The organism is Streptomyces sp. NPDC030799 (genome assembly GCF_055572255.1).
In genome coordinates, this window is record NZ_JBVIDS010000012.1 from 319,592 (window position 1) to 333,900 (window position 14,309).

Annotated in this window: 12 protein-coding genes and 1 rRNA gene; 10 read left to right on the plus strand and 3 right to left on the minus strand. The window is 70.8% G+C overall.

Going from position 1 to position 14,309, the window contains the following annotated elements; all coding sequences use genetic code 11:
- Window positions 1–26: 26 nt before the first annotated feature.
- The gene (locus ACZ41I_RS29440; protein ID WP_399774588.1) at window positions 27–650 is read left to right on the plus strand and encodes a TetR/AcrR family transcriptional regulator; all 624 of its coding nucleotides are present in this window, start codon (window positions 27–29) and stop codon (window positions 648–650) included.
- Window positions 651–995: 345 nt separating this feature from the next.
- Here ACZ41I_RS29440 and ACZ41I_RS29445 read toward each other — a convergent pair whose 3' ends face one another.
- Entirely contained in the window at window positions 996–1,637 is a 642-nt protein-coding gene (locus ACZ41I_RS29445; protein WP_363218267.1) for a TetR/AcrR family transcriptional regulator, read from the minus strand.
- Between the two features lie 219 nt (window positions 1,638–1,856).
- Here ACZ41I_RS29445 and ACZ41I_RS29450 point away from each other — a divergent pair, with 219 nt between their 5' ends.
- From ACZ41I_RS29450 to ACZ41I_RS29490, 9 genes are all read left to right on the plus strand, one after another.
- Window positions 1,857–3,179, plus strand: a complete 1,323-nt coding sequence (locus ACZ41I_RS29450) for a UDP-glucose dehydrogenase family protein (protein ID WP_468320681.1) — start codon at window positions 1,857–1,859, stop codon at window positions 3,177–3,179.
- A gap of 60 nt (window positions 3,180–3,239) precedes the next feature.
- Window positions 3,240–4,448 (plus strand): glycosyltransferase, encoded by a 1,209-nt coding sequence (locus ACZ41I_RS29455; RefSeq protein WP_468320685.1) that lies wholly within the window; start codon window positions 3,240–3,242, stop codon window positions 4,446–4,448.
- A gap of 100 nt (window positions 4,449–4,548) precedes the next feature.
- The gene (locus ACZ41I_RS29460) at window positions 4,549–6,165 is read left to right on the plus strand and encodes an MDR family MFS transporter (RefSeq protein ID WP_468515482.1); all 1,617 of its coding nucleotides are present in this window, start codon (window positions 4,549–4,551) and stop codon (window positions 6,163–6,165) included.
- A 276-nt stretch (window positions 6,166–6,441) separates the two neighbouring features.
- The gene (locus tag ACZ41I_RS29465; RefSeq protein ID WP_014673544.1) at window positions 6,442–6,750 is read left to right on the plus strand and encodes a hypothetical protein; all 309 of its coding nucleotides are present in this window, start codon (window positions 6,442–6,444) and stop codon (window positions 6,748–6,750) included.
- Window positions 6,751–6,843: 93 nt separating this feature from the next.
- Window positions 6,844–7,674, plus strand: a complete 831-nt coding sequence (locus ACZ41I_RS29470) for a DUF8175 domain-containg protein (protein WP_468515483.1) — start codon at window positions 6,844–6,846, stop codon at window positions 7,672–7,674.
- Window positions 7,664–8,989, plus strand: a complete 1,326-nt coding sequence (locus tag ACZ41I_RS29475) for a hypothetical protein (protein ID WP_468320693.1) — start codon at window positions 7,664–7,666, stop codon at window positions 8,987–8,989. Before ACZ41I_RS29470 ends, ACZ41I_RS29475 begins: the two co-directional genes overlap by 11 nt.
- Window positions 8,986–10,545, plus strand: coding sequence for an SCO6880 family protein (locus ACZ41I_RS29480; RefSeq protein ID WP_363218261.1), 1,560 nt, complete (start codon window positions 8,986–8,988; stop codon window positions 10,543–10,545). The genes ACZ41I_RS29475 and ACZ41I_RS29480 overlap by 4 nt, the downstream gene beginning before the upstream one ends.
- Window positions 10,546–10,559: 14 nt before the next feature.
- Window positions 10,560–11,972, plus strand: a complete 1,413-nt coding sequence (locus ACZ41I_RS29485) for an ATP-binding protein (protein WP_363218260.1) — start codon at window positions 10,560–10,562, stop codon at window positions 11,970–11,972.
- 63 nt (window positions 11,973–12,035) lie between these two features.
- Entirely contained in the window at window positions 12,036–13,592 is a 1,557-nt protein-coding gene (locus tag ACZ41I_RS29490) for a type IV secretory system conjugative DNA transfer family protein (protein ID WP_468515484.1), read from the plus strand.
- Between the two features lie 18 nt (window positions 13,593–13,610).
- Here the strand turns inward: ACZ41I_RS29490 and ACZ41I_RS29495 are convergent, their stop codons facing one another.
- A complete protein-coding gene (locus tag ACZ41I_RS29495; RefSeq protein WP_468515485.1) occupies window positions 13,611–14,165 on the minus strand; it encodes a GNAT family N-acetyltransferase in 555 nt (184 codons plus the stop codon).
- Window positions 14,166–14,227: 62 nt separating this feature from the next.
- Window positions 14,228–14,309, minus strand: a 5S ribosomal RNA gene (gene rrf / locus ACZ41I_RS29500); the annotation flags it as partial.

Sequence of the window (14,309 nt, forward strand, 5' to 3'; positions counted from 1 at the left end):
GATGTCAATGACAACATCAGGTTACGATGGTCGGCATGCCGCGCATGTCCCCGTCACCGACGAACCGCCCCTATCACCACGGAGACCTGCGCGCCGCCCTGCTCAAGAGCGCCGAGCGCACCCTGCGCGAGAAGGGGGTCGGCGCGCTCTCGCTGCGCGAGCTGGCCCGGGACGTCGGGGTGAGCCACGCGGCCCCCGGCCGGCACTTCAAGGACAAGCAGGCCCTGCTGGACGCCCTCGCGCTGGACGGGTACGAGCGTCTGAACCAGGCACTGAACGCCGCGACCGACCGGCCGGAGCAGTCCTTCGAGGAGCGGATGACGGCCCTCGCGCGGGCCTATCTCGGCTTCGCCGTCGGCAACCCGGAGCTGCTGGAGCTGATGTTCGCGCGCAAGCACCACCCCGACAGCTCCGCGCAGCTCGCCGCGGCCGTCGACGAATCCCTCGGCTCCTTCACCCGGATGATCGCGGACGCCCAGCAGCGCGGCGAGATAGTGCAGGGCGACCCCGAGCGCATCACCCTGGTCGCCGCGGCGAGCCTGCACGGCCTCGCCGCCCTCATCGCCGGCTGCGCGCTCGACGCCGAGGAGACGATGAGCGGCCTGGCCGCACACGTCCACCTGCTGCTGCACGGCCTCACGCCCCGCTGACCCCGGCTCCTCCTGTGAGAGCCCTGTGCCCCGGGTCAAGCCGCGCCCAGCACAGCGCCGGCACAGTGCCATTGATCAGCTGCGCCACGTCGTACTTCTGCACCGCCCGGTCCGGCCACGACGGCCCGACCGGCTGGGGCACCCCCGAGGGCACGACCGCCTTCGGCGCGAGCTGAGCACCGCCTGAACCACCCCGTCGGGTCACGGGGAGCCGCCAGGTGAGGGGGACGTAGGGCCCCCTCGGCGGCACGAAGGGGAGAACGGGCCACGGCAGCCGGCCGCGGCCCGTTCTCCCTGTCCGGAGCACCTGCCCTGCGCGGCACCGGCCAGGGCGGCCGACGCCCCCTACTCCTGGCACGCGCCCTGCTCGTCGTCGCATTCCGGCGCCGGGTCCAGCAGGACCTCGATGCCCGCCCGCAGATACCGCTCCACCGTGGCGTCCGGCGCCGAGACCAGCGCGGGAGGGCGGATCTCCGTGCGCAGCAGGCTGGTGCCGAGCATCCAGGCCGCCAGGAGTTCCGCGCGCAGGTCGGCGTCGGGGCCGCCGAGGCGGGCGGCCAGGCGCTTGGAGAACACCTCCGTGAAGTCCGCGCGCAACCGCCCCACCGCCTCGTCACGGCCGGAGGACCGCAGCACGGACAGCACCGGGTGCGGGAAGTCGCCTTCCGCCGGCGCTCCCAGCAGCAGTGCGCAGAACCAGTCGGGGATCGCCTCGACCGGCTCCTCCAGCAGCGGTTCGAATATCTTGCCGGTGCCCGACACGTCGTTGAACAGCGCTTCCTTCGATCCGAAGTAGCGGTAGACGAGGGCGGCGTCCACGCCCACGTCGCCCGCGATGTCGCGCACGCTGGTGCCCTCGTAGCCGTACTTGCCGAAGCGGAGGGCCGCGGCCCCCCTGAGCGCGGTGCGCGTGGCCGAGGCCGAGCGCCTGCGGGCCGGCCGGCAGGCCGCTGCCTTCGGGGCCTTGCCGTCCTGCGTTTCCCTCACGTCACCGTACCTCCGTCGTCCTCGGCCCTCGCAGCCCTCCGCCCATATTCGAGTCTGCGGCGGCTGTCTCAAAGTCACCGACCGATGTCATCAATCGTTGACTTCCCTTCGCGCCGCATGTCATACCTGAGCCAGGTCAACGATTGATGACTTAACTGCCCGCCGTAGCCCCTGCGTTGAGGCCGCGCGGGCACCACCGACCGGAAAGGGTGAACCCCTGTGCCTGCTCGACGCGTCGCCGTGATCGGAACCGGTTACGTCGGACTGACCACCGGTGCCTGCCTGGCCTCCCTCGGCCACTCAGTGGTGTGCGCGGACGCCGACCCCCACAAGGTCGAGCGGCTGCGCGAGGCCCGGGTGGACATCCTGGAACCCGGCCTGCCCGAGACCGTCCGGGACGCCCTGGAAGCGGACCGGCTCCACTTCACCGGCGACACCGCAGCCGCCGTCACCGAGGCCGAGGTGGTGTTCCTGTGCCTGCCCACACCCATGGGCGCGGGCGGCGCGGCCGATCTCGCCGCCGTGGAGGCCGTCGCCGGCCAGATCCGCGAAGTACTGCCGCCCGGCTGTGTCGTCGTCAACAAGTCCACCGTGCCGGTCGGCACCAGCGAGCGCGTCGCCGCGCTCCTCGGCCGGACGGACGTGACCGTGGTGAGCAACCCCGAGTTCCTGCGCGAGGGCCGCGCCGTCCACGACTTCCTGCACCCCGACCGCATCGTGATCGGCGCCGCCGACCGCGCGGCCGCCCGGCGCGTGGCCGACCTGTACGCCGCACTGGACGCCCCGCTGGTGCTGACCGACCCCGCCAGCGCCGAACTGACCAAGTACGCGGCGAACTTCTTCCTCGCGATGAAGCTGTCCTTCGCCAACAACCTCGCCACCGTCTGCGAGCACTTCGGCGCCGACATCACCGATGTCACCGAGGGCATCGGACGCGACCCGCGCATCGGCTCCGCGTTCCTGCGGCCCGGACCCGGCTGGGGCGGCTCCTGCCTGCCCAAGGACACCCACGCCCTGCTCACCGCGTGCGACCGGGCCGGGGTCGACTTCCCGCTGCTGCGCGCCACCATCGAGACCAACGTCACCCACCAGCGGCGGCTCGTCGACCAGGTCGCCGCCACGTGCGGGCGCGGCAAGGACGGCTCGCTGCACGGCGTACGGCTCGCCCTGTACGGCCTGACCTTCAAGGCCGGCACCTCCGACCTGCGCGACTCGCCCGCGCTCGCCGTCGCCCGGCTGCTGCGCGAGCGGGGCGCCGAACTGACCGCGTACGACCCGGCGTTGCGCGAGGAGCGGCCCGACCTGAGCGATCTGGTCGACCTCGTCGACGACCCGGTGCGGGCGGCGCAGGGGGCCGCGGCCTGCGTGGTCCTCACCGAGTGGCAGGAGCTGCGCGACCTGGACTGGGCGGCGATCGCCGCGCGCATGGCGGGCCGGGAGGTCCACGACTTCCGCAACCTGCTGGACGCGGACCGGCTCGCGCGGGCCGGACTGCTCTGGCAGGGCATCGGACGCGCGGCGGCGCCGACCCGGACGGCGTGAACGCCGTACCCCCAACCTCCTCCCCCACCCCCGAACAGGCCCGAGAGAAAGGCTCACACCATGCGCGTTCTGTGCACCACGCTCGGCAGTCCCTCCCACGGCCGCGCCCAGCTGCCCCTGCTGCGCGCCCTCGCCGAGGCCGGGCACCAGGTGCTGGTCGTCACCAGCGATGCCCTCGCCCCCGTCTTCCGCGACGACGACGTCCGGGTGGACACCGCCTTACCCGAATTCGACCCGATGGCCCGGATGGCGCCGTACCTCGCCGAACTCCAGGACACCGCCGACCTGACGGAGCCGACGGCGGCCATGAGCCGGATGCTGCTGCGGGCCCTGACCGGGCCGGGCGTCAAGCCGCACCTGGACGTCCTGCTCCCCCTCGCCCGGAACTTCCGCCCCGATCTGATCCTGCGCGACGGCATGGACATGGCCGCCGTGCTCACCGCCGAGCTGCTGGGCGTACCGCAGCTGCCGACCCCCTCCGGGTTCAACAACACGCTGGACCCCGCCGAGGTGCTGGAGCAGCTCAACCAGCGGCGCCAGGAGCTCGGGCTGCCCGAGTCCGGCGACCCCCTGTCCGTCGCACCGCACGGCCGCGTCGACTACGTCCCGCCCGCCTTCTCCTTCGCCCGGCACCTGTCCCGGGCCTGGGCCTACCGGCAGACGGTGGACGTCGAGCGCGCCGCGGTACTGCCCGAGTGGGCCGCCGCACTGTGCACGGACCGGCCACTGGTGTACGCCGCCGTCGGCACCGCCCTGCCGGCGCTGCGCGAACGCGCGGCGGGCCGCCCGGCACCGCTGCCCGTGAAGATGCCGGACGCCGCCGACAGCCTGCGTGCGATCGCGCAGGCGGCATCCGAGCTGGACGACTGCACGGTGGTCGTGTCGACGTCCGGGATACCGCTGGACACCGAAGGGCTGCCCGGCCACGTCCACGTCACCGACCGGGTGCCGCAGCCGCTGCTGCTGGAGTCGGTCGACCTGTTCGTCACCCACGGCGGCTTCAACAGCATCCGCGAGGCGATGCGCACCGCTACGCCACTGGCCGTCCTGCCGCACTTCGGGGACCAGCACGCCAACGCGGACCGCGTGGAGGAACTGGGCCTGGGCCGCCACATCACCGACCGAAGCGCGGCCGGCATCGCCGACGTGTGCCGCAAGCTCCTCGCCGACCCTGCGCCCCGGGCACGGGCCCGGTCGGCCCAGCTGGCCATGCTCGCGCTGCCGCGCATCGAGCACGCGGTCGCCGACCTGGAGGGGATCGCCGGCTGACCGGCCGGCCGCCGGGCCGGGGACAGGACGGGACACCCGCACGCCCCGCCGCCCCGGCCCACCCGGACCCGCCCCACTCCCCCATCCCCAAGGACGACACATGACGTTCTCCGGCACCCAGCACCAGGACGCGGCAGGGGATGCGCCCGCGCGGCTCAGTCACCGGCAGATCACCACCGTCATGTCCGGGCTGGTACTCGGCATGTTCCTGGGGGCACTGGACCAGACGGTGGTCTCCTCCGCGCTGCGCACCATCGCCGACGACCTGCACGGGCTGACGGCCCAGGCGTGGGTGACCACCGCGTACCTCATCACCGCCACCATCGCGACGCCGCTGTACGGCAAGCTCTCCGACATCCACGGCCGCCGGCCCGTCCATCTCGCCGCGATCGCCCTGTTCACGGCCGGCTCACTGCTGTGCGGATGTGCCGGGTCGATCTACGAACTCGCGGCGTTCCGTGCCGTGCAGGGCCTCGGCGGCGGCGGGCTGATGTCGCTGGCGATGACGATCGTCGCCGACCTCACCACCCCGCGGGAAAGGGGCCGCTACCAGGGCTGGTTCATGGCCGTGTTCGGCGGCGCCAGCATCGTCGGCCCGCTGGTGGGCGGCGCGTTCGCCGACCGGGCCACCCTGCTCGGCATCGACGGCTGGCGCTGGATCTTCCTGATCAACGTCCCGCTCGCCGCCGCGGCCGCCGTGACGATCGTCCGTGTGCTCCGCTTTCCGCACCGACGGGTCCGGCACCGGCTCGACCACCCCGGAGCGCTCGCCCTGGCCCTGTCGCTGGTACCGCTGCTGACCGTCGCCGAGCAGGGCCGCACCTGGGGCTGGGCCTCTGCCCCGGCCCTGCTGATGTACGCGATCGGCGGACTGGGCCTCGCCCTGTTCGTCATGGCCGAGCACCGGATGGGCGACGCGGCCCTGCTGCCGCCGCGCCTGTTCCGCATCCGCGCCTTCCGCCTCGGCGTCGGACTGCACTTCGTCGTGGGCGTCGGCATGTTCGGCGCCATGACGACGCTGCCGCTCTACCTCCAGCTCGTACGCGGCATGAGCCCCATGGCGGCCGGTCTGGCCACCCTGCCCACGGTCGCCGCCAATCTCACGGTGACGCTGCTGGTGGGCCGGCTGATCGCCCGGACCGGCCGGTTCAAGGTCCACCTGGTCGCCGGTCTCGGCTCGTTCACCGCCGCGATGCTCGTCTTCGCCACGCTGCGCGTGCACAGCCCGCTGTGGCACACGTCGCTCGGCATGGCCCTGATGGGCGCCGGGCTCGGCGCGTCGATGCAGACCCTCACCACCCTCGCGCAGTGCGAGGTACCCCGTACGGACATGGGCGCGGCGACGGCGTCGGTCAACTTCTTCCGTGCCAACGGCGGCACGGCCGGCACCACCGCGTTCCTGTCGATCCTGTTCACCACGGCGGCCGGCCGCATCACCGGCCGGCTGGCCGAAGCCCGCCACGACCCGGCCTACCGCCGCCTTCTTGCCCGGCCCGACAACGCGCACGCGCTGACAGGTGTCCTGCGCCCGGGCGGAGGTGTCGCCCTGGAGGACTCCGCCTTCCTGCGCGCCCTCGACCCTCGCGCCGCACTGCCGTTCCTGGAGGGGTACGTCTCCTCGATGCGCCTGGTCTTCCTCACCGGCGCCGCCGTGTCGCTGGTCGCCTTCCTGATCGCGGCCTGGCGGGTGCCGAACCTCACGCTCTCCGACGAGTAGCCCGGGGACCATTCACCCGTGCGAGGGGCACAAGGGCCGGCGTCAGGCCGTGAAGGAGATCAACGACGGAACCACACGCCAGGTTCCGGTCGCACCTCGTTGCCCGGCGTGACCTGCCGTGATACACAGAGTGACCGTACGGGCTATTCGTACGAAACCCGCCAGCCAATGACGTCAAGTCGACATACGTTGGCGACGTTGTCGGCGACAATGAGGCCTGACCTCTGCACACCGCAGGGGGCCAAGCGGAACTACCCACCAGGGGCGGTGACTTACATGCTCTTTGCGGCCGACAAGGGAGACATCAACACCATCATCGGCGGGATCGCTCCGGACTGGGGCCCCTTCGGCAGCCTGGGCAACGAGGCCAAGGTGATGATCGAGGTGGTGATGGCCGTAGCCATCCTCCTCTGCCTCGGCATCGCGGTCTGGGGCGCGGCGAAGCAACGCATCGGCGCCACGGCCCTGCGCGACACCTTCAGCGCCGAACAGGGCAAGGGCCTCATCATCGCCGGCCTCACCGGGGTCTTCATCATCGGCTCCCTCGGCACCCTGTTCACCATCGTGTACGGCATGGCGGTCTGACCCCTCCCTGATGTCGAGTCACCACACCGCGCCCGCGCGGGAACCAGCACGGCTACCGTCGTATCTCTACGAGGTGGAGAGGGCGTACGCGGCATGAACCCCGGAGACGAACCGGTCTACAGCGACTACGGCGACACGGGCCACACCCGCACCCGCCTCCCCGACACCGACCCCTACGGCGGCGCCCCCCGCCGCGGCCCCCGCCGCTCCTCCTCCCGAAGCCTGATCACGGTGGTCGGCGTGGTGGTCCTCCTGATCGCAGCAATCGCTTTCGCGAACAGAGGCGACCACTCGTCTGCCGACAGCCCAACAACAAAGGACTCCCGCCCCCAGACGTCCTCCACAGCCCCCTCAGGCACGCGCCCGGTCCAAACCACCCCCGGCACCATCCCCTCGGGCTTCGCCCATACGGAGCAGGGGGCGGAGAGTGCGGCGGCGAATTATGCGGTGGCATTGGGGTCAGCGGACATGTTCAACAGGGCTAGGCGTGACTCCATTCTGCAGGCCGTCATCACCCCGACCAGGGTGAGCAGTGCCGAAGCCGCGTTCAACAAGGCCTATACACCTGCCTTCAACACAACCCTCGGCCTGAATCCAGACGGCACGACACCGAAGGGCTACACGTTCGTCTCCCGCACGAGCCCCATCGGCACCAAGGTCACTGCGGCCACCAGTGACACGGCCACCGTTGAGGTCTGGTGCAGCGGACTCCTCGGTCTCGCAGGCGACAATTCCAAGAATCCGGTGACCAACAGCTGGTTCACCATCACGATGCAACTCGAGTGGGCTGCCGACGACTGGAAGATCATCACGCACTCCCAAAGGGAAGGCCCGGCACCTCTCCCAGGTGATGACAAGGCATCTAGCGCCGACGAAATGTCGAAGGCCGTCAACGAGTACGGAGGGTTCAGCTATGCCCGCTAAGCACCGCGTACTCGCTTTGGCCGGCGCAATCACAGCCATCCAAACAGCAGCCGTCCTCATGGCAACGCGTGCCCTCGCCGCGCCTACCCCCTCCCCCTCCAAGAGCAACGACCCGTGCGATCTGATCCACGGAGCCGCACGAGACTTCTGCGAAAAGGACAACGGCTCCAAGGGCGGCCCCTCCCGACTCACCCCCGACAACCCCCTCACCGACACCCTCGACCCCCTCTCCTCCCTGGCCAAAGGCTGTGCCAACGCTGCCTCCTGGACCATCGGGAAGCTCAGCAAGGCCGTGAAGGAGACCGCCAACGTCGACTTCACCAACCCCAAGTTCCTGCAGCAGTACGCCATCGTGTTCGCCGCGTCCACGATCCTCACGCTCCTGCTGTGGCTGCTCGCCGTAGCCAAACGAGCCGTGCGCGGCGTGCCGCTCACCACCGCCATCTCCGAAGCCATCGGCTTCCTGTGGCTCACGGTGCTCGCCTCCGCCTTCACCCCGCTGATCCTGTACACCGTCGTCTCCGCGACCGACGGCGTGACGGACGTCCTCGCCAAGGCCACCGGCGACCAGGCAGACACGTTCTTCGGCACCTTCTCCGGCGCCCTCAGCAAGGGCACCGACATCGGCGGCGGACCGATCATGCTGATCGTCGTCTCCCTCGTGAGCATCCTCGCCGCCGGCGTCCTGTGGCTGGAGCTGGTCATCAGGGCCGCACTCCTCTACGTCGGCGCCCTCCTCGGCACCGTCGTCTACGCAGGACTCGTGGACAAGAACCTGTGGGGCCATGTGCGCCGCTGGGCGGGCATCATGATCGCCGTGATCCTCGTCAAGCCCGTCATCGTCATCGTGCTCGGGCTCGCCGGCGCCCTCTCCAGCGGCAACGGCCCCGACGCCTTCTCCGCCGTGGTCTCCGGCCTCGCCATCATCCTGCTCGCCATCTTCGCCAGCGCGATGATCTACCGCTTCGTCCCCGGCTTCGGCGACGAGATCGCGAACGGCCGCAACAACCGCATCATGCAGGGCGCCGAGAGCAAGGCCGCCGCCGTCATCAGCTCCCCCGCCACCCTCGTCGCCCAGGGCATCAAGACCCACAGCACCCGCGCCGGCAACAACGGAGCGGCACCGGGCGGCTCCAGCGCCCCCCGCCCCGCCAACCCCGCCACCGGCGGAGTCGCCGCCCACAGCAGCCGTACCCCCACCGGGGGCGGCGGAGCCGTCCCCTCCGCCACGCCCGCGCCCCGCGCGCCCAGTCCGGTCAACACCCCGCACGCAGGCAACACCCGCAACAACCGCACGGGAGGTGAAGGGCGTTGACGACCGAGTCCCACCTGTCCCATCCGGTCACGCCCCGCCGTACATATCTGATCGGCCGCGCCCGGCCGAACGCGATCATCGGCCGGAACCGCGAGTCCGGCGAAATCGTGCTGATCATCGCGGGCGCGTTCCTCGGCATGATGTGCGGCCTCGTCGTCCCGGTCCTGTCCCTGCGGATCGTGCTGCTGATGGGCTTCCCGCTGCTCGCACTCGCCGCGGTCTACGTGCCCTACAAGCGCCGCACCTTCTACAAGTGGTTCGAGATCAACCGCAGCTTCAAGCGGACCGTCAAGGGCGGCCAGGCGGTCTACCGCTCGGCCGCCATGGAAGCCGGCACCCGCCTCGACGGACGCGAAGTCGAAGTCGGCCCGCCGCCCGGCATCGGCCGCATCACCTGGCTGGCCGCGCCCTTCGGCCCGGACGAGATCGCCGTACTGCTGCACGCCGACCGGAAGACCGTCACCGCCGCCATCGAGATCGAAGGTCCCGGTGTCGGCCTGCGTGACTCCGAGGACCAGGAGGCGCTGGTCGACCGGTTCGGCACGCTGCTCAAGCACGTCGCCAACGGAGACGGGTTCGTGTCACGGCTGCAGATGCTCGCCCGCACCCTGCCCGCCGACCCCGACGCGCACGCCAAGGACGTCGCCCTGCGCGGCGACGACCGCTCCCTGGACTGGCTCCAGCGGTCGTACGACCAGCTGCAGTCCATGGTGTCCACGAGCAGCGAGCAGCACCGCGCCTACCTCGTCGCCTGCATGCACTACAACCGCGAACTGGCCGCCGAAGCCCAGGCCATGGCCCGCGCCGTCCGCACCCACGGCGGCAAGGTCGACCGGGACGCCGGGCTCGCCGTCGTCATGGCCCGCGAGCTCACCGACATCTGCTCACGGCTCCAGGAGGCCGACATCCGGGTACGGCAGCCGCTGGGCCAAGGTCGACTGGCGTCCCTGATCCACTCCATGTACGACCCCGACCACCCCATCGACCACATCCAGGCCATGACCCAGCGCAACGCCTGGCCGGCCGAACTCGACGCCATGGAGCCCACCTACCTCCAGGCCAAGACCCGCGAGTCGACGACCCGCGCACCCTGGTGCCACGCCACCGCCTGGGTGAAGGAATGGCCCATGACCCCGGTGGGGGTCAACTTCCTGGCCCCCCTCCTCGTCCACACCCCGGACGTCATCCGAACGGTCGCCGTGACGATGGATCTCGAACCCACCGAGGTAGCCATCGAACGCATGCTGACCGAGAAGACCAACGACGAGGCCGAGGCCTCCCGCGCCGCCAAGATGAACCGGACCGTCGACCCGCGGGACATCGCCGCCCACAACCGCCTCGACCAGAGAGGCGAAGACCTCGCCAGCGGTGCAGCCGGCGTCAACCTCGTCGGCTACATCACCGTCTCCGCCCGCTCACCGGAGGCCCTCAACCGCGACAAGCGGACCATAAGGGCCTCCGCCGGAAAGTCGTACCTGAAGCTGGAGTGGTGCGACCGCGAGCACCACCGCGCCTTTGTGAACACACTTCCCTTCGCCACCGGCATCCGCAGGTAGGGGCTGATTCGCCGATGCGGGATCCGCTGTCCGTCCTCACCGACGCCTTCACCTCCTTCCTCTTCGGGAAGGTCGAAACGACCCGGCTGCCGGTACGCACCTCCACCGGCCAGGCCCAGGCGGTCTACCTGCCCACGGCCGCGCCCGGCCTGGGCGACTCCGGCGTCATCATCGGCCGCGAGGTGTACTCCGGAAAGGGCTACATCTACGACCCCTTCCAGCTGTACGGCCAGCAGCTCCCGGCCCCGCACTGGCTCGTCCTGGGCGAGTCCGGCAACGGCAAGTCGGCCCTGGAGAAGACGTACGTCCTGCGCCAGCTGCGCTTCAAGGACCGCCAGGTCGTCGTCCTGGACGCCCAGGGCGAGGACGGCGTCGGCGAATGGAACCTCATCGCGCAGGAGCTGGGAATAACACCTATCCGGCTGGACCCGACGGCCGCCCTGGACCACGGGATCCGGCTCAACCCCCTCGACCCGGCGATCACCACCACCGGGCAGCTCGCGCTGCTCCGGACGATCATCGAGGTCGCGATGGGCCACGGCCTCGACGAACGCTCCGGCTTCGCCCTCAAGGTCGCCCACTCCTACGTCAACGAGACGATCGTCCACCGCCAGCCGGTCCTCTCCGACATCGTCGAGCAGCTACGGCACCCCGAGCCGGAGTCGGCCGAGGCGATGAACGTCGCCATAGACGACGTACGGGCGTGGGGTCTGGACGTCGCCCTGGTCCTGGACCGCCTGGTCGACGGTGACCTGCGCGGCATGTTCGACGGCCCCACCACGGTCGGCATCGACCTCGACGCCCCGCTGATCGTCTTCGACCTCTCCCACATCGACCGCAACTCCATCGCCATGCCGATCCTCATGGCGATCGTCGGCGTGTGGCTGGAGCACACCTGGATCCGCCCCGACCGGAAGAAGCGCATCTTCCTGGTCGAGGAGGCCTGGCACATCATCAACAGCCCGTTCGTCGCCCAGCTGTTCCAGCGCCTCCTGAAGTTCGGCCGCCGGCTCGGTCTGTCCTTCGTCGCGGTCGTCCACCACCTGTCCGACGTGGTCGACGGGGCCGCGGCCAAGGAGGCGGCGGCGATCCTGAAGATGGCGTCGACCAGGACGATCTACGCCCAGAAGGCGGACGAGGCACGGGCCACCGGCCGGGTCCTGGGTTTGCCGAGGTGGGCGGTGGAAATCATCCCGACACTGACGCCCGGCATCGCCGTATGGGACGTCAACGGCAATGTCCAGGTGGTCAAACACCTGGTCACGGAGACGGAACGCCCGCTGGTGTTCACCGACCGCGCGATGACCGAGTCCTCCAGCGAACTCGCGGCCGACGAAGCCCTGCGCGCCGCCGAACTGGAGGCCGAGCAGCGGGCGGCGGCCTTCGTGGAACAGCACGTGGGCGACTCCGAATCGACGGTGGCGTAGCGGAACAGGCGACGGCGGCTCAGGGCAGGAGCAGACGTAGAGGCAGAGGCAGGGGAGGAACGGGTGAGACCGGACGCTCGCGAGCGCCGCGAGGACCGCCGGGACGGCCAGGGCGGCATCCCCGACGGCCTCCTGATCGGCATCCTCGCGTTCCTCCTCGGCATGACCGTGCTGGTGTGGACAGCCACGGGCCTGGCCGCCCTCTTCGCCCAGGGCGCCTGGCCCCAGGGCGTCACCTTCACCCGCACCCCGCGGGCCATGCGCCACCTCATCGGCGCACCCCACGACATCACCGGTGCCTGGCCGGACGCCCCCACGTCCCAGCTGTCCGGCTGGGGACTGTTCTGGGGCCTGTTCATCGGCCAGCTGATGGTCCTGTTCGTCCTCACCGTGTTCGTGATGGGAGCGGTGGCGCGCTGGCGCGCGGGCAGAGCCGGACGGCGGGCCGAGAGACGGGTGGCGCAGGAGTCTCCGGCAGCAGCAGCCACGGCCACCCAGAGCACCGCACCGGCACCGGCAGTGGCCCCGCTGCCCGCACCGGCTCCAGAGCCTGCGCCGGCACCCCCAGCGACACCCTCAGCGACACCCGCGGCCGTGAACCCACCCGCGCCCCTGCACGAGGTACCCGCGCCGCGCAGCGAGCCCGAACTCCAAGGCTCGGGCCTCCTCGCACCCGACAGTGAACGGATGAGCGGGTGGGAGAAGATCCTCACCGCACCCAGGGAAAGCCGCCGGGCGACCGCGGCCCGCGCCATCCAGGACGCGCCGGGCCCCACCCTCGTCGTCACCTCGAACCCCGCCCTCTGGTCGGAGACGAAAGACGCCCGAGCGAAACTGGGCCCCACCCTCCTCTACGACCCCGCCCACCTCTGCGACACTCCGGCCCGCCTGCACTGGTCGCCCACAGCGGGCTGCGCGGACAAACAGACGGCACTGCAGAGAGCCACCGCGCTCCTCGCCCCCGTCCGCCCCACCGCCAAGATCGACCAGGCAGTGGCCGACACGGCAACGACCCTCCTGCGCAGCTACCTCCATGCCGCCGCCCTGGAGAACCGCACCGTCCGCCACGTCCACCGCTGGGCCCAGGGCACCCAGATCCAGGACGCCGTACGCACCCTGCGTACCCATCCCAAGGCCGCCCCCGGCGCCGCAGGCGAACTCGAAGCGGCGCTCACCGCCCACCCCGAGCGCCGCGACATCGCCCAGGAGCTGACCGGCCGAGCCCTGTCCGCCCTGTCCACGGTGAACATTCGCGAGGCCTGCACACCAAACCGAACTGATGCGCTCGCCTTGGATTCCTTCGTCCACGAAGCGGGCACGCTTTATGTGGTAGGTGAATCCATCGAGGACCCCAGGACCCGCCCCGGTGCCATGCCCCTCCTGACGGCCCTCGTCTCCAGCGTGGTCGAGCGCGGCCGGCGCATGGCCGAACGGTCATCCTCCGGTCGGCTCGACCCACCACTCACCCTGGTGCTGGACGACATCGCGGCCGTGGCCCCACTCCCCCAGCTCCCGGACCTGCTCGCCACCGGCCACGACCAGGGCCTGCTCACGCTCGCCCTGCTCCGCTCCCGCGAACAGGCCCGCTCCCGCTGGCCGCACCAGGAACTACCGGTCTAGGAACCGTCGGGGGCCGCTCTAGGGACGCAAGTCCAGCACGAACTCCAGCTCGTTCTGCGCCGCGTCCTTCACGAACGGCACGATCACCCCGCTCGGCACGAACCCCGCCTTGCGGTAGGCGCTCTGGGCGCGTGCGTTGTCCTCGTGCACGAACAACCGCACCCGCTCCGCACCCCGCTCCCGCGCCCACTCCACGCCGGCGTCGAACAGGGCCTTGATCAGCCCGTTCCCACGGTGCTCGGGCCGCACGTACACGCCGACCACATGCCCCTGCCGGCACTCGACGGCGCACCCTGCCCAGTCCTTCGTCCCGGCCTCCTCGATCAGTACGGTCGCCGAGCCCACCCAGGCCCCGTCGGCCGCCTCGGCGATGAACTGCCGGGCCGCCGTGCCCCCCTCACCGGATCCGACGGCCCGGTCCTGCCAGAAGGCGTCCGCCCGGCCCGCGGCCTCCTCGTACGAGTCCAGAAAGGCAAGGTGGGCCACCGGGTCCCGCAGCGCGTCCAGCCGCAGCTGCTTCACCTCGGCCCACTCCTCGGGGCGTATGGCGCGGACGACGTAGTCATAGCGCATGCGAACGATCCTAAACGCAGAAAACCCCCGCACCGTGTGGTGCGGGGGTTTTCTCAAAATTTGTTCGGCGGCGTCCTACTCTCCCACAGGGTCCCCCCTGCAGTACCATCGGCGCTGTGAGGCTTAGCTTCCGGGTTCGGAATG

Coding starts and splice junctions, on each gene's coding strand:
- ACZ41I_RS29440 (WP_399774588.1), top strand. CDS start 27: ATGGTCGGCATGCCGCGCATGTCCCCGTCACCGACGAACCGCCCCTAT.
- ACZ41I_RS29455 (WP_468320685.1), top strand. CDS start 3,240: ATGCGCGTTCTGTGCACCACGCTCGGCAGTCCCTCCCACGGCCGCGCC.
- ACZ41I_RS29460 (WP_468515482.1), top strand. CDS start 4,549: ATGACGTTCTCCGGCACCCAGCACCAGGACGCGGCAGGGGATGCGCCC.
- ACZ41I_RS29495 (WP_468515485.1), bottom strand. CDS start 14,165: ATGCGCTATGACTACGTCGTCCGCGCCATACGCCCCGAGGAGTGGGCC.
- ACZ41I_RS29485 (WP_363218260.1), top strand. CDS start 10,560: ATGCGGGATCCGCTGTCCGTCCTCACCGACGCCTTCACCTCCTTCCTC.
- ACZ41I_RS29475 (WP_468320693.1), top strand. CDS start 7,664: ATGCCCGCTAAGCACCGCGTACTCGCTTTGGCCGGCGCAATCACAGCC.
- ACZ41I_RS29470 (WP_468515483.1), top strand. CDS start 6,844: ATGAACCCCGGAGACGAACCGGTCTACAGCGACTACGGCGACACGGGC.
- ACZ41I_RS29465 (WP_014673544.1), top strand. CDS start 6,442: ATGCTCTTTGCGGCCGACAAGGGAGACATCAACACCATCATCGGCGGG.